Below are 23,065 nucleotides of genomic sequence, written 5' to 3'. Positions count from 1 at the left end.
TTTATTAATTTTGAGAGTTGAGGAATTTATGTTTAAAAAATATGGGGTTATTTTAGGAATTGGTCTTTCTTATTTTATTGGGATTTTTAGTATTTTTCACTTAAAACCAAGTTTTTTAGATTTAGCCATTGGTTTACAAATGAGTATAATTCTAACTTTTACTTTAGGACTTGGGTTTTTTATTTACAAAAATAAAGCAATTGAATTATCAATAAGTAGTTTGACTTGGATGTTTCTTGCCTCATTGATTTTAATTCAACCATTCCTAAACTCAATAACATATCCTGATGCTCTTATTTTTCCTGTTATTTATTGTTTAATTTTGGCATTAACTACAATCATAATAAAACAAATTCTTGTAAATGAAAAACAAGGGCGAGAGTTCCTATGTAACAGTATTGCGTTCATTTTATTAACTGGTGGATTATGTACTGTATTAACTCTATTGTTACAATTGTTTTCTATAAACCTACCTTTTGTTGCTTATTTAGGGAGCAATACCCCGTTAGGAAATATAGTTCAGCCAAATCAAACTGCTTTTGTACTCTGTTTAGCAATGGTAGCTTCATTATATTTAAATGAAATTTTACCCTGGTATAAAAAAATAAATTTTATTATTTTATTTTGTTTTGCCATTGGTATAGCACTCACTGCAAGTCGAGGTGGTTTATTGATAATGTTGGGTATTCCTTTTTTATATGCTTTAATTCTTAATATGCCAAAGAAATTAAGAGCAATACAATGGGGTGTTAATTCTATAATCTTGTCAATTGGGTATGGTGCAGGACTTTACCTATTTAATCAATTTGTCGCTGGAACAAGTGAGAATGCTATTGTTCGAGCAATGGGTGCCGCAGGTCAAGCTTCGAACAATGAGCGAATTTTTGAGCAAAACTTAGCTTATAATTTATTTTCAAGTCATCCAATTTCAGGTTATGGGTGGGGAAACTCCCTAAAAGGAGCTTTTGATTATGCTTTACAGGATGACTGGTTTATACTGGCCCATCATTCACATGTTTTTATTACACAAATTGCTGCGGAATTAGGTTTATTAGGATTACTTGTATTAATTCCTTTAAGCTGGATTCTTTATAAAAATTTAAATTTTAAAATGAATGCTATTCAGGCCTTTCCTGTTGTACTTGTAGTCATAACACTTGTGTATTCAATGAGTGAATTTCCATTATGGTATTTACGATTTAGCCTTATTTTTGCTATTGCTCTAAGTATGATAGATCCAAGTTCGTTGAAAATAAAAGCATATTACAATTCATTTCTTGGCAGCATCTGTATAATCATTAGCTTAACATCAGTATATTACTATAAAACATATTTAGAATATAATCGCTATACAGAGCTAACTTTTTCGGATCAATTGACAACCCAGCAAGTAAATAAACTAGAGGATGTTTTTGGTTATAAAGAATATAAAGAACAATTACTTTATTATTCCTTAACCTTAGATAATCATTTATTATCTCAAAAAATATCACTGGGAAACAGGGTAATAACTAAAATACCAGCTATGGTTTTTTTAGAAAAACAAGCTGTTTACTATGCTTTAAATGATGAAGATAATAAATCTTTAGAACTCTACAAAAAGAGCTGTATTATAGATTACAGGAAAAAATGTTCAATAATAGAAAAAAACTTAAAAGATAATGCTGAGAAAAATGCAGAAAAATTTGAAAATATTTACAATAATTTCATGATATGGAATAAATCTAAATAATAATAAAGCCTTCAGAATTTCATTCTGAAGGCTTTATTTAGCACCAAAACCTGTTAAAACAACTCTAATCGTTTTGAACAAAATTAAGATATCCAACCAGAAAGAAAAGTTTTTAATATAATAAAAATCATATTGAATCTTTATGATTGTATCATTTTCATGACTTGTATGTCCTTGCATAACTTGTGCCCAACCTGTCATCCCAGGTTTAACAATATGCCTGTAAATATAAAAAGGAATCTCGTCTTTAAATTTCTCAACGAAATCATTGGGTTCAAGAGGGCGAGGACCTATTAAGCTCATATCACCTTTTATAATATTAAAAATCTGCGGTAGCTCATCTAATCTAAATTTTCGTATTATTTTTCCAACTTTAGTAATTTCTTTATTACCCGTAGAGGGTTGCGCATACATACTTCTAAATTTGTAAATAGTAAAAGTGCTATTTCCCTGTCCTTTACGTTCCTGTTTAAATAAGATATTTCCATTACTTTCCATTTTTATAAAAATGGAAATAACTCCCATTAACAGAACAGTCACGGGTAATGTAATTAAAACAATACAAAGATCAATCAGGCGCTTAATAATCATATAAAAAGGTGAAGGTAATAAACTCCCAAATTGATTTTCTGATAAATGTTCTATTTGAACATACCCCGTCAATGACTCCTGAATATATTGAACATGAAATACAGGTATCATTTTCAATGTGCATTCTGCTAGAAATTGAGTCCATTTTGGTTCTAATTTTCTATAGTGTAAGTCTGCAACTATTCCTTTAACTTTTAGATTTTCTATAGAGGGGGAGTCCAGTTGAATAAAATTAATTTTTTTAATATTATAACTTTTTGTAATTTCTGAAATCTTTCCAAAAGGCACCAAAGCATAAGTTGTTGGATGGTTTTTCTGAATTAAAAAATATTGAATAATAAAGTAAAAAATATTAATAGAAAATCCAGTTAATATTACATGTCGTGCATAATTAAAACGCGATAAAATAAAAAAGGATAAAATTAAAAAATAAACAATAGATACACTTGGAATTATAAAACTCAATATACTGGTTCCTGCGAATCTCTGAAATTGATTAAGAATCAAGTATATAAAAAAATAAGCTACTCCATTTGCAATAACTGTATTTATGCGAGCAGGGTCATTAACATCATAAAAATATAAACCCCAATGTTCAAATGCGGGCAATAAAAGAACAATTAAAGCCCCCAATAAAAAAAGGAACTTTGGGTGAGTCAATATATTTTTAACAACAGAGAAATAATTGTAAATCATTTTATTGAATGCAGATACCAATAAATTTATCATACATAAATACTACAAAAATACAAGTATTTATATAAAATTGCACTTAAGTTGACTTATGTGAATATTGATTTAAACAACGATTATTTAGTTTTTTACGATCTGAGTCATAAAACCATCCCCATTTATTAAAGTAAAGAAATGCACTTTTCAAATGTATTTTAAGTAAGGAAGAGCTTCTATATGATTCTTGATTATGTTTATGAATAATTTGTGCCAATGGATAGTAAACAGCACCATATTTTTCAGCACATCTTCTAGAAAGATCTATATCTTCCATATATAAAAAGAAACGCTCATCAAAACCTCCCAATTTTATTAAAGTAGATGATCTGAACAACATAAAACAACCGGAAATGGATGGTGCGAAAATTTCTTTATTCAAATCAAAGTTTTTCAATAAATATTCTTGATCTAATTTATCTGCAAATTTTGAAGTAAAACGTCTCGCAAATAAATTAACAGGGGATGGTAATAGTCTTGCTCCATATTGGTTTTCACCATCTGGGTAAATGACCTTAGGAATAAATAAACTTTCATCTCTATCTTTCACAAAATTTATAAAATTTTCAAATTCTTTTTGCTCAAACCATATATCTGGATTACAAATTAGAAAATAGTCACTATTTTTTGAATATTTTTTAATTGCATAATTATGTCCATATCCAAAACCATAGTTCCCATTTGTTTTTAAATAGATAATTTTTTCATGTTTGAAGTTTTCCGCCCAATCACTTAAAGCATTATCAACTAAAATAATCTTACTAATAAATGGTGATAGAAAAAGACTATCCAGTGTTGGCTTTAAATCGGCATAGCTATGTCTGTAAATTACAATAGATGCAATAATATTCATATTAGATACTGCCTTTATACATTTTTTTAAATATTGCATCCTTTGTTGCAATATAAAAAATCTTTATATTACTAATTCTAGGAGTGATAAAAATAGAGAATATTAAAAAATATTGAAAGGTTCTTATAATTTGCAGTATCTTCCAATTAATTGGGAGATCTGAATAAAGTATTAAATATATACCATTTCTTAATATAAAATAGCGCCTAAACAATGAATGAACATTAAAGTATTTATTTAATATAGGAATTTTTATAGAGTGTTCGCCAATACAATGCTTCATCACAATTTCATTAGCGATAAAACAAGTATATCCTTTTTTTTTGGCTCTCATACCCCATTCTATATCAACAAAATCTATAAAAAGTTTTTCATCCATAACTCCTATTTCTTTTATATTTTCAGTAGTAACAAGCGTGCCCGATGAAATAATATAATCTGACTTTGTAAATTCTTTATTTTTATTTAAAAATATTTTTTTCGTCTTTAAAAAACTTAATTGAATTGCTGGAGCAGTTATTCCAGTCTTAATATCTATATAAGCCGGTCCTAAACATCCAATTTTATAATTTTTAGATATTTTTTGATACAACTCAAACATCTTATAAATCATATCCCGTGGAATACTTGAATCTTGATCAAAAAATACAACATATTCATAATTACAATTAAATGCTTGCTTTATACCAATATTTTGCGCATATGCAATACCATAATTTTGATCCAATAATGAGATGTATGTTGGCATTAGACTTTCTAATTCAACACTGTTTTCTGATTTATTATCTACAATAACAACATCAGTATTTTGTGAGATGAGTTCACTCACTAGAACTTTTAATTTATCTATTGAAGGATTATAAGTTACAATAATTGCCAGAATTTTATTCATAAAAACACTTAGAAAATTAGATGATATTTAAAAAGCATGCTGATCATATCTAACATAAAACACAGTCTATTTAAGTTAGGCGTTTCCAAATTTAAAGCTGATAGACTTAAGTAACGTACAATTTCATAATACTATCAAAAATTATTGATCAAGAAAATTACTTGCTTAAGCACCTTCATGTTTAATAATCATATCCAACTTTATTACAGGTTATTCAATATAATTTCCTTTAACATTCAAGCATATAACGCTTATTTCTTTGTATATAAAACAGGTATTGTATATTGGATTATACAATACCTTGGGCAAAATCTTCAGGCATAAAAATTATTTATTTTCAAAATATTACTATAGATTTAGCTATTCCCTAAAGATCTCAAGATTTTATGTGTATCTACAACCATATTCCATTCTTGATCCTGTATGAGTCGTATCCTTTCAGCTTATACATTAAGGTTCAATTTAATAATATAAAGCGCGGATAATCAATTTATGTAAAAGTAAATTGATTAGCCTGAACAAAGTTTGGCATAGCTAAGCTATAGTCAATTAATACTCACTAAAAATTTGATTAAAACTTTCTATAAAACAAGATTGTTCACCTTAAAACTTAATGGCTCATTATCTGTTTAATTTTTAAAAATTTATCCATCCGTTAATAAATGCAACACCCCTCTTTAATTAAATCAACAGGCTGAAAATTAATTATTATACAATATAATGCTCAAATAAATAAGCCTGTACCTAAAAAGCTACCGTACAAATACTTAACCTTCTTACGACCAAACTTTGTGAATCAAGAAAATCTCTTTATCCAGTTTAATCCTTTTTCTCAATAGCATAGCTACTAAAAAGCAAAAGGATGAAATCCACTCCAATACAGTAAATCAATCCTGTCTCATCATGAAATTTCTATTTCAACTCTCTTTGTTATAGTTACGGGTTTTGTTCAAAACCTGTTAGCTCTTTAACTAAAAATTTTAAGCAATGGCGAACGGAAACATAAAAAACATTAGTCAAAATATGGTTATTTATGACGTAAATTACATATTGCTATCAATGCTCAAATTTTACAAATATATTTGGTTCAGCTGACGAAAAATAATGTCAGTGATTTACTTGTTTCATGTAAATTAATTAGCCTGATCCCAAAATGAGTGTACAGATTCAGTGTATAGAAATGGAATATATGATATACAGCGGTATTATCAACTGATCATGGATAAAAATACCTATGTGATTTTTCCGTCCAAAAAGAATGTTTTAATATGGAAAGATAGCTGAATAAGTTTAATTAAACATAATATACTAATCAATACAATAAAGTATTCAAGCTGAAATATATAAAAATATAGCCGAGTTATCACCTAAAAAGTTTGGTAAAACAAAAATGTACTGCATCAAATTACTCTACGATAAGCTCAGTGCCAGGAACTTTCAAAACAATTTAAATGTGGTTCAAGCACGTGTAAATAAATTTGCTGAATTAGGTAGACCTAACACCCAGGTTGTGCCTAAAACTGGTTGGATAGGATTCTGAAGAATTTTAATTCAACTATTTAAACAAACAATCACCATAAAACAGAACATATAAATTCAGAATCACCTGTAATTAATATTTCTATTTTTCTCTAAAAATATTTACTTTTTATTCAATAAATTTTCTAAAAATTTAGCAACAGTCATTAAAAAATAATATTTAAAAAAGGTCAGACTTTTAAGATTAAAAATTAATTCCTTCACGAACAGACTAAAAGATACTGATCTCAATCCATTAATACATCCAGCAATATTTTTATAATAAAGCTGTTTAAAATTATTAGAAAGTGCATACTTTTCCTGCTTCTTCAGCAGCGAATATGTATTTAAAATGAGTTTTTCTCTCATATAATCTGCAGAGTTATTGCCATGTAGCCTATATTTTGAAACTATACAATCGACTAAAAAAAATTGTGTCTTTTTTGAGAGCTCCAACCACATCTGCCAATCTTCAATTACACACTCAGGATTCCATCCACCTTCATCAACTAATAATGATTTCAGGATAATACAAGACATGGCAGGAAGATAGTTACCAGAAAGAATACTCTCATAATTTCCAAATTTTTCTTTATCTTTATAATCAAAATTAAAAGCCGTATAGTATAATAAGAAACTGTTTGTCTTTATATTGAAAGATGGAAAAGGTGAGTAAATATCGAGCTCTATTTTTTCAGAATTTCTCCCGACAAACTCAGCATCACCAAAAATCACACCTAAACTTTTATCATTATTCCAGGCACTTAAAAGAGTACTTATTTTATGACTCAATAAAATATCATCTGAAGCTACAGGTGAAAAAAATTTACCATTTGCCCACTTTAAACATTCATTTAGCGTTACTGCCAATCCCGTATTTGGCCTATGTCTAAATTCAAACCTTACAAAGCGCTCCTCACAGATGGGGATCATTTCTTTAATGACATCAACAGAGTTATCTTTTGACCCATCATCAATAATAATTAGTTCTATATTCTCATAATCCTGATCAATCACGCTTTGAATGGTTTCTTTTACAAACAAAGCGTGGTTATAACAAGGAATAACTATACTAACTAAAGGATTTGTTTCTTCTAAAAATTTCACTATAGCACTCCAAAAATATATTTGATAAAGAAACATACTTTTCGGTAATTTTAACAAACATCCTCATGTCAAAATCATCGAAAAATCAGACTGGTACCGTATTTTTCTTGAATACTTGAACAATACCAAACAGCTAAACATTTTTATCACAATAGATTCGTTAATGCCGTAAAATAGCTCTACCAACAAAAGCACCCATTATCATCCAATAAACCGCATAATTAACTGCGTGTGCAATAGCAACTCCTTCGAGGCCGTAAATGCCTGTTAATAAATACGTCCAACCATAAAACCCAGCAGCAAAAATAATTTCGGATATTATAAACAACTTCATCATTGCTTTTCCAAGCATTAAATAAGCGAGTATCCAACTACCAATTTTTAATGTGTCTCCAAACATTTGCCAGGCAAATAATTCACGCATCGGAATAAAGTCTGGTGTAAACAAAATCCCAATAATAAAATCTCGCAGTAGGTAAAGTACCAAACCGCAAGCAGCCGCTATAGGCAATATTATTTTGTAACCTTGAAGTATTTCCTTTTTTATTTCGGCTGACTCTTTTAGTTCAGAAAGCCTTGGTAAGTAATACAGACTTAATGTCGTAGTGACCACCATCAAATATGCACTACTTAACCGCCACATGGCTTCCCAGTAACCTGCAGCTTCCCATCCCAATATTTCACCCAGATGATTTCTAATTAAGATATGGCTGACTGGTATACATGCAGCACTGGTGAGTGCCATTGCTGTATATTTACTTAGGTTTAACACTACTTCTTTATTCAACCCACCAAAGAGGTAGCTAAATTTAAACCATTCTGTTTTGTAGCAAAAATATAAAGTGACAACAAAAGCGAATGAAGGAAAAATAGCTAATGCCGTTAGCGCTCCAATCAAGCCAAATTGAATAGCCAGGAAACCAGTTACCACTGAAGAAAACAAACTGCCTACAATATTGGCAATGATGTAATGATGAATTTCTTTTTTGCCATTTAATATAGCCAACAACAGTATGTTAAATATATAAAAAACCAATGTAATGGAAAACCAGACAAATACCATGCTGTAGCTTTCATCTTGTAAAAACCACGACGCTATCTGTTTACTAAAAACTGATACTCCAATACCAATAACGAGCGAGCCTAACACAGCAGTCATCCCTGCAGTACGCCACACTTGCCGTTGCTTTTCCTCTTCATTGTAATATTCTGCGGTGTACTTCACTACACCAGTATTGATTGCTCCACCAGCAAAAGTACTAATCATTTGTACGGCATTTTGAAAATTACCAATAGCAACATAGCCTGCTGGTCCGACATAAATCGCGAGTATCTTATTCAGGCCGAGCATAGTGAGCATTTTAATCACTACAGCAATTGCGTTTAACAGACTGGTCTTGATCAGTGTCACTATTTAGCCCTTGTAGCTGTTGCAGGCTTTAATCACTGCAATAACCTGTTCATCTGTTATCGTCGGCCCAATCGGCAAGCTTATCACTTGCTGGTGAATCAGCTCAGCAAGTGGATAGCTGTCCATATTCCATTCTCTATATGCCTGCTGCTGATGTGGTGGAATTGGGTAGTGGATTAAGGTTTGTATGCCAGAATCAAGCAAATGTTTTTGCAATGCTTCGCGCTGTTCGCAACGGATTACAAACACATGCCAAACATGTGCCTCATCGTGGGGGGTGGGTAAGATAATAGCGGTATTATTAATACCTGCGAGGTATGTGGCAGCAACTTTACGGCGGTGGGCTATTTCAGTATCGAGATGTTTGAGCTTGACGCTAAGCATAGCAGCCTGGATTTCATCTAAACGGCTATTCATGCCCTGAAATAAATTTTTGTATTTTTCAAGTGAGCCATAATTGCGTAGGGCACGTAAAGTTTCAGCGAGTTCGTCATCGTTGGTGGTGACAGCACCTGCATCACCTAATGCCCCAAGGTTTTTACCAGGGTAGAAGCTAAAGCCTGATGCGTCACCCCAATTACCAGCTTTTTTGCCGTCAATGCTGGCACCATGTGCCTGGGCAGAATCTTCTAGCACTAATAAATTGTAACGCTGAGCGATATCCATAATAGCAGGCATATCGGCCAACTGACCATATAAATGCACAGGTAAAATTGCACGCGTTTTCAGGGTTATCGCTGCGGCTGCTTTTACGGGGCACAGATTATAACTGGCTAAGTCTGGCTCAACCAATACAGGTACTAAGTTATTGGCACTAATGGCTAAAATACTGGCAATGTAGGTATTGGAAGGTACTATCACTTCGTCGCCGTCTTTTAATTTACCCAGTTCTTTCCATGCGCGTAGTGTTAGAATCAGTGCATCCAAGCCGTTAGCCACACCAACTGAGTATCTGGTACCACAGTAGTTAGCGAACTCCTGTTCAAATTGCGCAAGTTCATTACCCATAATATACCAACCAGAATCAACCACCTTAGTACAAGCAGCGATCAACTCATCACGGTACTGAGCATTAATACCCTTAAGGTCGAGGAAAGGGACGTTGTTCATAGAAGCCCTAAAAACTTAGCTTGTTTGTTAGTTATATAATCTAAAATCTTTTTTCCTGACCAATCTTTTAAATTTGCATCGGCACCTAAACTCATAAGATAGCGAAAAATAGTAGAATCATCATTAACTATTGAGTAATCCTTAGCATACATTAAAACAGTTGTACCTCGATAACTTCTATCATTTATGTCAGCGCCATTTTCTATTAAGAAATCAATTATATCTTTTCTGCCATGATACGCCGCTACTATTATTGGTGACCAACCTTTTTCATTCCTATCATTTATTCCCAGTATCTGAGTCAAATTTTTTTTAAAATCCACTAGAGATATGGTTGGTATTTTTTTTAAAAAACCATTAAGGTCATCAAAATGCAGTTCAATATCGTAATCTATAGTTGAAATCAAAGTATAATTTTCACTCTTGTCAATTATAGTGCCTGGTTTTAACTTTGACTTATCTTTCGTAATAACAACCTCTGAAATTTTCTTATTATCCAAACATAGAAGTTGGTATGGTCTAAAACTAAAAGCATATACTTGACGCTTTACTTGCCAAGCTGTTTTATTAAACTCTATGTTTAATTCATGGAAATTTATTGTTTTTGAAGAAAAATAAGTTGATTCATCAGAAGGTTGCTCTCTGCTCTCAAAAGTAGAATTGACTATTTTTTCAAAATTATCATCCAATAATTTTTTTGAGTTTTTAATATATTTCCTGTAGCAATCCTGACTTCTATCTTTTTCGCTTAGTGTAAAAACTTCCTGAGCTATTATATCACCAGTATCAATGCCACTATCTATTTTATGCAAGGTGACAGCCGTCTCATTATCACCATATAATATTGGCCATACCGAAGTATACATTCCTTTATACTTCGGTAATTTTGAAAAATGTATATTAAAAATATTTTCAATTTTTAATTTTTCAGGTTTAATTATCTGGTCAAATTCAAGCGAAAGGAAAAGCTTTATTTGTTTTGAGTAAACCTCATCAAGTGATAAGACTTTAACCTTCGCTTCCACTGCAGCTTTCAACAATGATCTCTGCCAACCATCAATTCCGGTGTCATTTTTATTTATTATTACAGCAACATTCTCAGCACCATAGAACTCAATTGCTAAAATAAGTCCATGAACAGCTATATCATTTTTACCAGCAATAACAATCATCCGGATACCTGTAAAAACTCATTATAATCACGAATATAGTCAGTTTCATCGTAATATTCGCTGGCTAATACCAATAGTACACAGTTGTCACTGAAGTCGTGCATTTCCCGCCAGACTAAATCTCCAATAAGTAAGCCTTTCGTCGGAGAGTCCAGCCAGGCTTCTTCACGGGTTTTACCATCATCCAGAATCATGCGACACTTACCAATAACACAAACTGCAATCTGCTTCAGGTTGTGATGGGCATGGAAACCACGTCCTACACCTTGTTGTGTATCAAAAATGTAATATACACGCTTAATATCAAAGGGGACTGTTTTTTTAGCTTCTAAAGCAATGAGTGAGCCACGGTCATCACCAAGTACCTTTAAATCAACCCATTGTATTAGACCCATTTTTATTTCCTACTAATTCCACTAAATACTGAACATAACTATTTTTACTGAGTTGATTTGCAATTCACTGAATATATTGATTAACGTTAACCTTTGTTGAAAAGTAACTTCCTCTTTTGTGTTTAATCTTATAAATTTCTACCTGATCTTTCATCCTGGTAACTGCCATTTTTCACTCAACGAACACTGATCCAGATTATAAAATCTCTAAACCAGGAAAAATTAACTTTATAGATAAGTTTCCATAATTCTTTGGCAAGCTCATCAGATTATATTTTCCAAGACCATACAGATTCTTTGATGTATAAATCAAAGCAGTAAATTACCCCATTAAATTTTGCCGAGCTTCTTTTAATAAAGTTCCAGAAGATTCTATGTTATTAATATGACATTCACCATTCTTAAATCTTTCGCACCCTAATTTACCTGAAGATGCTTTGAATAGCCCACATCAGCCAAACCATTATCACACCTTACAATGACATCTTCCCCAACATCAGAGCTTGTAACATCTGCTTTTTACAGTCAGATACAATTTCAGTATAGCCCCTACCCTTTCACTCAAACATACTAAAGACAGATTATTTAAGTATGCCTCTACCTCTTTTAAGTTCACTATGACAGCCATGTTTTCGTTTTACCCCCAATGACCTTCATCCACTTCAACTGCACAGACTGACTTCCCCCTTAAATAGATCTGGTAAAATTACTGTTTTAAAAAGCAGCAATATCAATGCAAAAGCACTGAATTATTTTATTAAGTTGATCACCACTGAAGTACCGTTCCATGTCATCTTTCCAGACCATCAAATTGTGTCTGCCAGTCCAGCAGTCTTATTTTAAATACTATTCAATAGTTTTATGAATACCCACCCCAAAAACTTCAGCTGATCCTCTACCCATCTCATTTTGAACGGTACCGATTCTATCAGAGAGAGTTTATTTAAATGATGTAACCGAATCTAAAACATTGATCCTATTATAGGATATTGCTTAATACTGACAAGCTGAAACATAGTCAACCGTACTATGCAGCCTTTGTTCTTTCCATGCTATACACCTTGTATTGCAATATATTAACATCAGACGAACACCTGTACTCTGACAGTGTACTGTTGATCGAGATACTTCTGATACCTGTCATAAAGTGTTTCAAGTATACAACCTGATTTAGGTGAAATTGCTTTGAATACCACCAGGTTGATGAGTATTTTCTCAGATTCATGAAGTAAAGGAACAGCTCATCCTTTTATTTCAAGGAGATATTCAGATTTTATCATAGACGTATTCTCTCAGAATATTTTGTCTCCAACTATCCATAGACATTTCAATACCAGTGACCCTTTGATTCCTTGAAACTGACTTGCTCAAATTCCGTCAGATGAACAGATTAGTTCTGTTTATCCAAATGGAGCTTTATACCCAATACTGCCGATAAGTAATTTCTGATCAACAGGCATACGTGGTGATTCCTCCATAAAATAATTTCCAGCATTGAAAAAACAAGCAAGCAGAGTCTTTAAAAAGAATAAACTATTAAAAAAATAATCAAGTGCTTAAGTAGAGTCATCTGGAAAAAATGACCTGATTATCATCACCAAAGTTTAATAAAACCAGGATGTATTGCATCAAATTATTATGAGAAAAATTAACAGCAAGGAACTTTTTCAGTCAGGTAAAGGAAATTCATATGCGTTTAGCACACCCTCAATAGATTTACTGAATTAAGTCGACCACATATCAAGTCGTAACTTAAATGTGAGTAAATATAGAAAATCTTAATTTTTAAATCTGTGACCAACAAAGCTATCGATTATTATCTTATGTAATTAACTGACATATTTTATTAGTTAATATATTCTTCAACCTAACAAAATTGGGCTGTTTCCCAGTTCATTTTTACTGTCTGTATATTTATTTGCGTAAAATAAATCCAGTATTTCCCCAGTTTTTATGACCCCATTCACCATTGCCAGACGATATTGCCCACTGCTTAATTCTTTTGCGATCTCCAAGCAGATTTCATTCCAGACAGTCTGTTCTGTTGCATTTTTAATACCACGGTCAATGACAATCTCCACTTTTTTCTCACAGAGGTTCAGATAAATCAGAACACCACTGTTCAGTTCTGTATCCCAAACACCCAATTCTGCAAACAGCTGTCTCGCCCGATGTAAAGTATTCTGATGGTAGGCCTGACTGGCGGGAATATGTCCTTCTATCACAACCTGAATTTCACCAATATGCCCCTGCTCTGCCTGCTTTACCGCCTGTGCGATAGCCTGCTGATCTGCTTTGGAAAAATAACGTTTTGTTGCAGGCATAAAAAGGAAATGTTTCAGCCAGCGCTTAAAACTGGGCTGTGACACTTCATGCAGTTTTGGTTCTGTGACGATTTCTGTCGTTTCTGTTTTAGTTACCATGAGCCTGATGCACCTCCTCCGCCAAAACCACCACCGCCACCACTGTAGCCTCCTCCACCGCCAAATCCTCCACCACCACTTCCACCGCGACCTGAAGAAGACAAAAACAGCTGAAAGATGGTTTGAGCCAGTGCAGTAATCAATAAAAAGAAAATTCCCACGCCTAGTAACAGACTGGTGACCAGTCCTGCACCATTGACCAGTCCTGCAACTACACCTGCAACCGCAGCAGTCGATGCACTGAGGCGGTTACCTACCAGATAGGACGCAAAAACACCTGCAACCAGAATGAACAATGCTGTACTGAAAGTCCGATCTTTGGCTTGCTGTTCATGCAGTGCCTGCTCCTGACGCTCTTTGAGTTCCTGCGCAGCTTTCTGAGCCGTTTCAGTATCCATATTCAGAATTTTTTCAATTTCTGCCAGTCCTGCATCTATCCCCTGCGCATACTGAGCCTGTTTAAAATAAGGTGTGATCTGATTTCTGATAATCCGGCTGGTGATAATATCCGGCAGTACACCTTCAAGCCCATAACCGGTCAGAATCTGAATCCGCCGGTCATTGATGGCTATTGCCATCAATAAACCATTGTCCTGTTTTGCAGAACCCAACTTCCATTTTTCTGCACTGCGCATGGCAAAGTCAAAGATATCTTCCTGCCCCGTGGTTGGGACAATAATGACACCGATCTGTGCCTTGCCCTGCTGATGCAGCTGTAATATGCGCTGACTGATCTGCTGTTTTTCAGCCGGACTTAATATTCCTGTCTGATCCACCACAGGTTCATTCAGTGTCGGCAGGCTGCGTATGGACTCACCATCTGCCATGTCGTTCTGAATCTGTGGCTGCTGTACTTCTACAGCTGTTGCATCTACGGGTGCTTTCTGACTGTTTGCCTGTTGCTGCTTCAATATTTTAGCAGCCACCACCGTATCAGCACTTTCATCTGTTGCTGTTGCAACCTCACTCCAGCTGACCGTACTGCAACAGAGCACCAGGCTGAACAGAATCAGCTGAAATACCCGGTTGAATGATGATTGCTTCCAGAAAGACTCAGGCATCAGCACACCTCAATTCAATGAGTTATTCAAATGAAACTTTCGGTGCATTCTGAGTACCCTGTTCTGCACTGAAATTTGGTTTAGTCTTCATACCAATCACCTTGGCAGTCATGACCTGTGGGAACTGACGTGAATAGGCATTAAAATCCTGAACCGTTGTGATATATCGGTTACGTGCAACTGAAATGCGGTTTTCTGTACCTTCAAGCTGAACCTGCAGATCACGGAACTGTTCATTGGCTTTCAGGTCCGGATAATTTTCTGACACTGCGATTAAACGTGACAGCGCACCTGTCATCTGTGCCTGTGCTTCCTGATATTTTTTAAACAGCTCTGGGTTTTCCAGGACTTCTTTATCGACTTTTAAGCCCGCAACATTGGAGCGTGCCTGAGTCACTTCAGTCAGCACCTGCTCTTCATGTTTTGCATAACCTTTCACAACATTGACCAGATTTGGCACAAGATCAGCACGGCGCTGATACTGGTTTTCCACCTCAGACCAGGCAGCTGTTACCGCTTCATCCTTAACCTGTAAAGTGTTATAGCCACAGCCTGATACAGTCAGAGTTGAAGCCAGAGCCATAGCAAGCATGCCTTTTTTGATATAATTCATCGCTTTTATCCTCAGGTATTTCTTTGTATTTGTATAAATATTTCCATTGTAGTGAATTTTATACCCTGTTGTGTTTATTTTGTTTAACTCCGTATAAACAATAAAAAAACCGGGAATATCCCGGTTTCATTATCATCAAAGGAACTGCTCCATCTTTTCCAGACAGGAATAAAAGGAATCAGAAAACCTGTCAGCTGTACAGTACGGCTTTCAGTTCAGGTTTAAATCCATCCATGTCATATTCATCTGCAAGTCTGGCTTTCCAGTGATTCACAAGATCTGTGTAATCAATTTCTGACGGATGAAAATCTGCTTTGAAATAAGACAGATATTCAGGGATCAGTGAAATCAGCATTTTTGCAATCATATATACACCAAAAGCATTCTGCGTCACTTTAGGCACACTTTTACGCCAGTCCTGCATAAACAGACGGGAAGCCGAATAGAAAGTCAGGCTTGCAAAACCCGTGGTCACACTTTTCATGACATTCCTACGGACTTTGTCATCCTTATAAACAGCCTGGTACACATCAAAGGCAACGGCACGGTGTTCAATTTCTTCAATAGCATGCCAGACCCAAAGCTTGATTGCATCATCATCCAGGGTACTGAGCACTTCAGGATGACGTAAAATATAACCGCCCAGTAAAGCCGTGAAATGCTCAAAAGCACAGGTAACGGCCAGCTGCAGTTTTGGGTGAGCATTTTTAATAAATGCATCACGGCGACCAAGCCATGCCTGGAAACTGTCCAGGTTATAGTCATCACGACGCCATGCATCATTAAATTCTGCATGTGCTTTGGAATGCATGGCTTCCTGACCAATAAATGCAGCTATTTCAGCCTGAAGTTTTTCATCAGTGACCTTTTCACGGACGTTCCGCACACTATGGACAAAGAACTGCTCACCAATGGGAAATGTGGAGGACAATGCCGTCAACAGGTGAGACATGACCGGAGAATTTGCAAAAAAATGACGACGGATGGCTTTAGGATTGAACTGTGGTTTACGTACAGTAATGCCAATCGCTTTCGGACGCTTTAAATATGATTTTTCTGTTGTCGCTTGAGTAGTTGTCATTTCAGAATCCAGACAAGATCGGGAAATAATGATTTATACTGGCAGATAATGCACATTTGTATATTGCATGATCCGTCACGAAATGACCAAAGTGCTCATTCTGTCAAAAAAGCCATTCACCCATCAGGAAAACAAACAGCAAAAACTTATTAAAATATTTATTTATCAAAATGATATAAAAAGTTCAGCACAAAACTTCACTGTAATGAAATGTCACTAAAACCTGCAGGATTCCGACAGAAAACAACGCCTGCATAAATGCAGGCGTTGTTAATGGGTCTCTGTATTTTTTAATGTGATCGTTCCATCTTACACATCAAGGTAATCCAGAATACCTTCTGCTGCCTGACGACCTTCCCAGATTGCTGTTACAACCAGGTCAGAGCCACGCACCATATCGCCACCCGCAAAAATTTTCGGGTTGGATGTCTGAAATTTATATTCTTGCTTTTCCGCTGCAAGCACTCGACCTGAGCCATCCAGACTGATGTTTGCAGAAGTGAACCAGTCAGCAGGACTGGTACGGAAACCGAATGCCAGCAATACGGTATCTGCCGCCAGTATTTCCTCTGAACCAGGAACGGGTTCAGGACTGCGACGGCCACGGCTGTCAGGCTGACCTAACTGAGTCGTCACAAATTTAACACCGGTCACTTTACCGTTCTCACCAACGATTTCAATCGGTTGACGGTTAAACTGGAATTCAACACCTTCTTCACGCGCATTTTTTACTTCACGGCGTGATCCCGGCATGTTTTCTTCATCACGGCGGTAAGCACAGGTGACTGACTCAGCACCCTGACGGATGGATGTACGGTTACAGTCCATTGCGGTATCACCACCACCCAGCACAATCACTTTTTTGCCTTCAACACTGATGTATTCTGAAGGATCTTTTTCCCAGCCTTGTGTACGGTTGACATTGGCAATCAGGAAATCCAGTGCATCAACCACACCATCCAGGTCTTCACCTGCAAAACCGCCTTTCATATACGTGTATGTTCCCATACCCATAAAGACTGCATCGTAATCTGCAAGCAACTGATCAATCGTGATATCTGTACCGATTTCCGTATTTAAACGGAACTCCACGCCCATACCTGTGAAAATTTCACGGCGGCGTTTCATCACGTCTTTTTCCATTTTAAATTCTGGAATACCAAAAGTCAGTAAGCCGCCAATTTCAGGGCGTTTATCAAAGACAACCGGTTTAACACCACTACGCACCAGAATATCTGCACAGCCCAGACCGGCAGGTCCAGCCCCAATGATCGCAACTTTTTTATCTGTCCACTTTACAGAAGACATATCCGGACGCCAGCCCAGTGCAAAAGCCGTGTCATTGATATATTTTTCGGCATTACCAATGGTTACTGCACCAAAACCATCATTTAAAGTACATGCACCTTCACACAGACGGTCCTGTGGACAGACACGTCCACAGACTTCCGGCAGGGTGTTGGTCTGATGACACAGTTCTGCTGCCTGAAAAATACGACCTTCCGCAATCAGTTTCAGCCAGTTAGGAATGTAGTTATGTACTGGACATTTCCATTCACAATATGGGTTACCACAGCCTAAACAGCGATGCGTCTGATTTGCCGCAACTTCTGCTGTAAAAGGTTTATAAATTTCCACAAACTCTGCTTTGCGGACATTGAGATCTTTTTTTTCTGGATCCTGACGGGCTACGTCCAGAAATTGAAAGTCATTGTTTAGGCGCTCTGCCATGTCTCTACTCCGTGGGTAGGCACAGTCTGTCTCTTTTCAGCTGTGCCTGCCTATCTATCTGCAGTCGTGGAATTATTGTGGGTCAGCTTGAGTGGTTTTCAGAAGCGTCTGTAAGTTTGCCGCTTTTGGTTTCACCAGCCAGAATTTACGGCCATAGAAATCAAACTCATTACGGATCTTATACGCCCAGGCACTGCCAGTTTCCTTGATGTGTTCATCCAGGATACGACCAAGGAACTCTTTATGTTCTTCCATGGATTCAGTTGAAATACGGTTCAACTCGATCAGTTCATGGTTGTAATGATCTACAAAGTCATTATCCAGATCAAGCACATAAGCAAAACCACCAGTCATACCTGCACCGAAGTTATGCCCTACTTTACCCAGTACCGTCACAATACCGCCAGTCATATATTCACAGCAATGGTCACCTGCACCCTCGATGACAGCAAATGCACCTGAGTTACGTACTGCAAAACGCTCGCCTGCTGTACCAGCTGCAAATAATTTACCGCCAGTTGCACCATAGAGACAGGTATTACCAATAATTGCTGTTTCCTGAGTCTGGAATGGTGAACCTTTTGGAGGGAAGATCGACACACGACCACCTGCCATGCCTTTACCGACATAGTCGTTGGCATCACCTTCAAGTCTGATATGCAGACCACCAGCATTCCACACACCCAGAGACTGACCTGCAGTACCTGTCAGATTCAGCTTAACAGGATGTGCTTCCATGCTCAGGTTGCCATAACGTTTTGCAATTTCACCTGAGATACGGGCACCGATTGAACGGTCACAGTTACCCACAGTAAAGTGATATTCACCGCCTGTTCCTGCTTCAATCGCTGGCAACATTTCAGCAATCATTTTTTCTGCAAGCAAGCCTTTGTCAAATGGCGCATTGCCCTGAACCTGACAGTACTGCGCTTTGCCTTCTGCTGATGGATGCGACTCAAGTAATGCACTCAGATCCAGATGCGCATGTTTGTCAGTTTCACCCGGTAACATTTCCAGTAAATCTGTACGGCCAATCAGGTCTTTTAAAGATGCAACACCTAAAGCAGCAAGCCACTCGCGGGTCTCTTCTGCAATGAAGTGGAAGAAGTTGATCAGCATTTCAGGTTCACCGATATAGTGCTCCTGACGTAAATGATCCTGCTGAGTTGCAACACCGGTTGCACAGTTATTCAGGTGGCAGATACGCAGGTATTTACAACCTAAAGCAATCATTGGTGTTGAACCAAAACCAAAGCTTTCAGCACCCAGAATCGCAGCTTTAACAACATCTAAACCTGTTTTTAAACCACCATCGGTTTGTACGCGAACTTTACCACGAAGATCATTTACACGAAGTGCCTGATGCGCTTCAGAAAGACCTAATTCCCATGGAGAACCGGCATGGTGAATTGATGATAATGGCGAAGCCGCTGTACCACCGTCATAACCAGAAATAGTAATGAAGTCGGCATACGCTTTCGCAACACCTGCAGCAATCGTACCTACACCAGGCTCAGAGACCAGTTTCACAGAGACCATCGCTTGAGGATTGACCTGTTTTAAGTCAAAGATCAATTGTGATAAATCTTCGATTGAATAAATGTCATGATGCGGTGGCGGAGAAATCAGCGTTACACCCGGTACTGAATAACGTAAACGTGCAATTAAGCCATTCACTTTACCACCCGGTAACTGACCACCTTCACCTGGTTTCGCACCCTGCGCCACTTTAATCTGCAACACTTCCGCAGAGGTTAAGTAGGCTGGAGTTACACCGAAACGACCCGATGCAATCTGTTTGATTTTTGAGTTACGGATCGTGCCATAACGTGCAGGGTCTTCACCGCCCTCACCTGAGTTTGAACGACCACCAATGGTGTTCATCGCAATCGCAATCGCTTCATGCGCTTCAGGTGACAATGCACCCAACGACATACCCGCAGAGTCAAAACGCGGCAGAATTTCTTCAACTGATTCTACTGCTTCCAAAGGAATTGGATTTTCAGTTTTCAGTTTCAATAAATCACGGATCGTTGCAATCGGACGGGTATTTACAAGCTCTGCATATTCTTTAAAGTCTGCATAATTGCCTGAACGTACCGATTTGTGCAGCGCATTGATCACATCCGGGTTAAATGCATGGTATTCCTTATCGAATACAAACTTCAGCAAGCCACCCTGATCAATTGGCTTACGGGATTTCCACGCCGTTTCTGCCAGTTTTTTCTGATCATTTTCAAGGTCTTCAAAAGTCGCACCTTTAATACGGCTTGGCACACCTGTAAAGCATTTTGCAACCACTTCATCGGACAAACCCACAGCTTCAAATAGCTGACCGCCACGGTATGAAGCAACCGTGGAAATACCCATTTTCGAAAGAACTTTCAGCAAGCCTTTATCAATCCCTTTACGGAAATTGGCCTGTGCATGAATTGGGTCGCCTAACAGCTCACCTTTAGCAATCAGATCATTGATCACATCATAAGCAAGGTATGGATAAATCGCTGTCGCACCAAAGCCTAAGATCACCGCAAACTGATGCGGATCACGTGCAAGTGCCGTTTCGACAATGATGTTTGCATCTGTGCGCAGCCCAACACTGATCAGATAATGGTGAATTGCACCTGTGACCATCGCTGCGTTGGCAGGTAAATAACCCTGACGGATTTTACGGTCAGAAATTACAAGCAATGTTTTACCGTCACGGATCGCCTGAGCTGCATCTTCACAGATACGGGTAATTGCTGCTTCAAGACCTTCTGTTTCAGGATAGTTCAGATCAATATCTGCAATTTCATAGCCTTTACGACCACTGGTGCGGATCTGATGCATTTTCGAATTTGACAGTACAGGACTGGACACAATCAGACGGTCTGCATGTTCAGGTCCCTGTTCAAAGACATTCTGCTCACGACCCAGGCAGGTTTCCAGTGACATCACGATGGATTCACGTAATGGATCAATTGGTGGATTCGTCACCTGAGCAAACTGTTGACGGAAATAATCCGTCACATGGCGAACCTGACGTGACAGAACGGCCATTGGCGTATCATCACCCATTGAACCAACCGCTTCCTGACCACTTTCGGCAATTGGACGAAGCAACTGATCACGCTCTTCAAACGTCACCATGAACATTTTCTGTGCCGCTTTCAGGTCATCACCTTTTAAGCCCTGATCACATAAATATTCTTCGAGTTCTGGGCTGCCCTGTACACGAACGGAGTTTTCACGTAACCATTCGCGGTAAGGACGCATTTTTTTCAGGTGATTACTGACATCTTTCGTATCGAGCATTTTGCCTGTAAAGGTATCCACCACCAGAATCTGACCCGGACCAACACGTCCTTTTGAAATCACATCTTCAGGCTCATAACCCCATACACCAATTTCTGATGCGAGTGTGATGTAACCATTTTTGGTAATTACCCAGCGTGCAGGACGTAAACCGTTACGATCCAGCATACAGATCGCATGACGACCATCCTGAATCACGAGTCCAGCAGGACCATCCCATGCTTCCATATGTTTGGAGTTGAACTCATAGAATGCACGTAAATCAGCATCCAGAGTTTCAACGTTCTGCCATGCAGGTGGTACAAGCATACGCAGTGCACGGAACAGATCCATACCACCGCCTACCAGGATTTCAAGCATGTTGTCCATGCTTGAAGAATCCGAACCTGTACGGTTTACAATAGGATTCAGCTCAGTCAGACCAGGCAGTAATGGGTTTTCAAATTTAGGCGTACGTGCCACAGCCCAGTTACGGTTTGCTGTAATGGTGTTGATTTCACCATTATGTGCCAGGTAACGGAATGGCTGCGCCAGTGGCCAGCGTGGCAATGTATTGGTTGAGAAACGCTGATGGAACACCACAATATGAGATGCCAGACGCTCATCGGCAAGATCTGTATAAAAATCGGTGATGTATTCAGGCATCATCAGACCTTTATAGGTGATGACAGTCGAACATAGCGTTGTAACATAAAAATAAGGGTCAGCAGTCAGTTGCTGCTCTGCACGACGACGTGCCATAAATAATTTACGGTTGAACTCAACCTCTGTCACACCCATTGGGCAGTTGACAAAGATCTGTTCAAATGCAGGCAAAGACTGCATTGCAATTGAACCCAGTGCATCATTATTGGTTGGAACCACACGCCAGCCAATAACACGGCAACCTTCTTCCTCAATTTCTTTACTTAAAATCTGTTTAGCATGTGCAGCAAGTGCTGGATCCAGGTTCAGGAAAATGGTCCCGACTGCAAAAATTTCACTCAGTGTAATGTCACTGATTTTTTTAGCTTCTTCACGAAAGAAGTTTTTCGGCATAGCCAGTAACAGACCACAGCCATCGCCCGTCTTACCATCAGCAGCAATACCACCACGGTGCGTCATGCAACTTAAGCTATGAATTGCGGTCTTGACCAGGTCATGGCTTGCATCACCCTGCATATGGGCGATCAAACCGAAACCACAGTTATCTTTAAACTCATCCGGTTGGTATAAACCTTGAGCGGGAGCTACAGTATTAGGCGATGGCATGTGCATAGCGTACCCTTCTTTTTACATAGGCCCATTGGGCAAATTAACAATTTTATTACTTGTGTCGTTCAATTCAGCGAAGCTCTGTTCAGTACAGG

General features: G+C 37.4%; 15 protein-coding genes. 1 reads left to right on the top strand and 14 read right to left on the bottom strand.

Annotated features, from left to right (window positions below):
• Positions 1 to 28: 28 nt before the first annotated feature.
• Positions 29 to 1,732, top strand: a complete 1,704-nt coding sequence (locus tag CDG61_RS01930) for a PglL family O-oligosaccharyltransferase (RefSeq protein WP_087549857.1) — start codon at positions 29 to 31, stop codon at positions 1,730 to 1,732.
• Positions 1,733 to 1,765: 33 nt separating this feature from the next.
• On the opposite strand, the gene CDG61_RS17600 is transcribed toward CDG61_RS01930, so the two are convergent.
• The 14 genes from CDG61_RS17600 to gltB all read right to left on the bottom strand — a co-directional run bounded on the left by CDG61_RS17600 (position 1,766) and on the right by gltB (position 22,967).
• Positions 1,766 to 3,052: a sugar transferase gene (locus CDG61_RS17600; RefSeq protein WP_087549856.1), complete on the bottom strand. Its 1,287-nt coding sequence runs from the start codon at positions 3,050 to 3,052 to the stop codon at positions 1,766 to 1,768.
• Between the two features lie 43 nt (positions 3,053 to 3,095).
• Complete coding sequence (locus CDG61_RS01920) at positions 3,096 to 3,905, bottom strand: glycosyltransferase (protein ID WP_087549855.1); 810 nt, start codon at positions 3,903 to 3,905, stop codon at positions 3,096 to 3,098.
• A gap of 1 nt (position 3,906) precedes the next feature.
• A complete protein-coding gene (locus tag CDG61_RS01915) occupies positions 3,907 to 4,797 on the bottom strand; it encodes a glycosyltransferase family 2 protein (RefSeq protein WP_087549854.1) in 891 nt (296 codons plus the stop codon).
• Between the two features lie 1,641 nt (positions 4,798 to 6,438).
• The gene (locus tag CDG61_RS01910; protein ID WP_171405564.1) at positions 6,439 to 7,422 is read right to left on the bottom strand and encodes a glycosyltransferase; all 984 of its coding nucleotides are present in this window, start codon (positions 7,420 to 7,422) and stop codon (positions 6,439 to 6,441) included.
• Positions 7,423 to 7,582: 160 nt separating this feature from the next.
• A complete protein-coding gene (locus CDG61_RS01905; protein WP_087549852.1) occupies positions 7,583 to 8,833 on the bottom strand; it encodes an O-antigen translocase in 1,251 nt (416 codons plus the stop codon).
• 3 nt (positions 8,834 to 8,836) lie between these two features.
• On the bottom strand, positions 8,837 to 9,943 hold the full coding sequence (locus CDG61_RS01900; protein ID WP_087549851.1) for a DegT/DnrJ/EryC1/StrS family aminotransferase: 1,107 nt from the start codon (positions 9,941 to 9,943) through the stop codon (positions 8,837 to 8,839).
• On the bottom strand, positions 9,940 to 11,115 hold the full coding sequence (locus CDG61_RS01895) for a formyltransferase family protein (protein ID WP_087549850.1): 1,176 nt from the start codon (positions 11,113 to 11,115) through the stop codon (positions 9,940 to 9,942). The genes CDG61_RS01900 and CDG61_RS01895 overlap by 4 nt, the downstream gene beginning before the upstream one ends.
• On the bottom strand, positions 11,112 to 11,510 hold the full coding sequence (locus tag CDG61_RS01890; RefSeq protein WP_087549849.1) for a sugar 3,4-ketoisomerase: 399 nt from the start codon (positions 11,508 to 11,510) through the stop codon (positions 11,112 to 11,114). Before CDG61_RS01890 ends, CDG61_RS01895 begins: the two co-directional genes overlap by 4 nt.
• A 1,862-nt stretch (positions 11,511 to 13,372) precedes the next feature.
• Positions 13,373 to 13,933, bottom strand: a complete 561-nt coding sequence (locus CDG61_RS01885) for a TPM domain-containing protein (RefSeq protein ID WP_087549848.1) — start codon at positions 13,931 to 13,933, stop codon at positions 13,373 to 13,375.
• The gene (locus tag CDG61_RS01880) at positions 13,927 to 14,994 is read right to left on the bottom strand and encodes a TPM domain-containing protein (protein WP_087549847.1); all 1,068 of its coding nucleotides are present in this window, start codon (positions 14,992 to 14,994) and stop codon (positions 13,927 to 13,929) included. The genes CDG61_RS01885 and CDG61_RS01880 overlap by 7 nt, the downstream gene beginning before the upstream one ends.
• 22 nt (positions 14,995 to 15,016) lie before the next feature.
• A complete protein-coding gene (locus CDG61_RS01875) occupies positions 15,017 to 15,607 on the bottom strand; it encodes a LemA family protein (RefSeq protein WP_087549846.1) in 591 nt (196 codons plus the stop codon).
• A gap of 190 nt (positions 15,608 to 15,797) precedes the next feature.
• The gene (locus tag CDG61_RS01870) at positions 15,798 to 16,688 is read right to left on the bottom strand and encodes a metal-dependent hydrolase (RefSeq protein WP_087549845.1); all 891 of its coding nucleotides are present in this window, start codon (positions 16,686 to 16,688) and stop codon (positions 15,798 to 15,800) included.
• A 309-nt stretch (positions 16,689 to 16,997) separates the two neighbouring features.
• Positions 16,998 to 18,419, bottom strand: a complete 1,422-nt coding sequence (locus tag CDG61_RS01865; RefSeq protein WP_087549844.1) for an FAD-dependent oxidoreductase — start codon at positions 18,417 to 18,419, stop codon at positions 16,998 to 17,000.
• A 72-nt stretch (positions 18,420 to 18,491) separates the two neighbouring features.
• The gene (gene gltB / locus CDG61_RS01860) at positions 18,492 to 22,967 is read right to left on the bottom strand and encodes a glutamate synthase large subunit (RefSeq protein WP_171405621.1); all 4,476 of its coding nucleotides are present in this window, start codon (positions 22,965 to 22,967) and stop codon (positions 18,492 to 18,494) included.
• Positions 22,968 to 23,065: the final 98 nt, after the last annotated feature.

It is taken from the genome of Acinetobacter sp. WCHAc010052 (assembly GCF_002165295.2).
GTDB lineage: Bacteria > Pseudomonadota > Gammaproteobacteria > Pseudomonadales > Moraxellaceae > Acinetobacter > Acinetobacter chinensis.
This window is presented reverse-complemented; position numbering and strand designations above follow the sequence as displayed.

Bases quoted from the DNA above. Each gene is read 5' to 3' on its own strand.
- gltB (WP_171405621.1), bottom strand. From the start codon at position 22,967: ATGCCATCGCCTAATACTGTAGCTCCCGCTCAAGGTTTATACCAACCG.
- CDG61_RS17600 (WP_087549856.1), bottom strand. From the start codon at position 3,052: ATGATAAATTTATTGGTATCTGCATTCAATAAAATGATTTACAATTAT.
- CDG61_RS01865 (WP_087549844.1), bottom strand. From the start codon at position 18,419: ATGGCAGAGCGCCTAAACAATGACTTTCAATTTCTGGACGTAGCCCGT.
- CDG61_RS01895 (WP_087549850.1), bottom strand. From the start codon at position 11,115: ATGATTGTTATTGCTGGTAAAAATGATATAGCTGTTCATGGACTTATT.
- CDG61_RS01885 (WP_087549848.1), bottom strand. From the start codon at position 13,933: ATGGTAACTAAAACAGAAACGACAGAAATCGTCACAGAACCAAAACTG.
- CDG61_RS01900 (WP_087549851.1), bottom strand. From the start codon at position 9,943: ATGAACAACGTCCCTTTCCTCGACCTTAAGGGTATTAATGCTCAGTAC.
- CDG61_RS01920 (WP_087549855.1), bottom strand. From the start codon at position 3,905: ATGAATATTATTGCATCTATTGTAATTTACAGACATAGCTATGCCGAT.
- CDG61_RS01875 (WP_087549846.1), bottom strand. From the start codon at position 15,607: ATGAATTATATCAAAAAAGGCATGCTTGCTATGGCTCTGGCTTCAACT.
- CDG61_RS01890 (WP_087549849.1), bottom strand. From the start codon at position 11,510: ATGGGTCTAATACAATGGGTTGATTTAAAGGTACTTGGTGATGACCGT.
- CDG61_RS01915 (WP_087549854.1), bottom strand. From the start codon at position 4,797: ATGAATAAAATTCTGGCAATTATTGTAACTTATAATCCTTCAATAGAT.
- CDG61_RS01930 (WP_087549857.1), top strand. From the start codon at position 29: ATGTTTAAAAAATATGGGGTTATTTTAGGAATTGGTCTTTCTTATTTT.
- CDG61_RS01880 (WP_087549847.1), bottom strand. From the start codon at position 14,994: ATGCCTGAGTCTTTCTGGAAGCAATCATCATTCAACCGGGTATTTCAG.
- CDG61_RS01870 (WP_087549845.1), bottom strand. From the start codon at position 16,688: ATGACAACTACTCAAGCGACAACAGAAAAATCATATTTAAAGCGTCCG.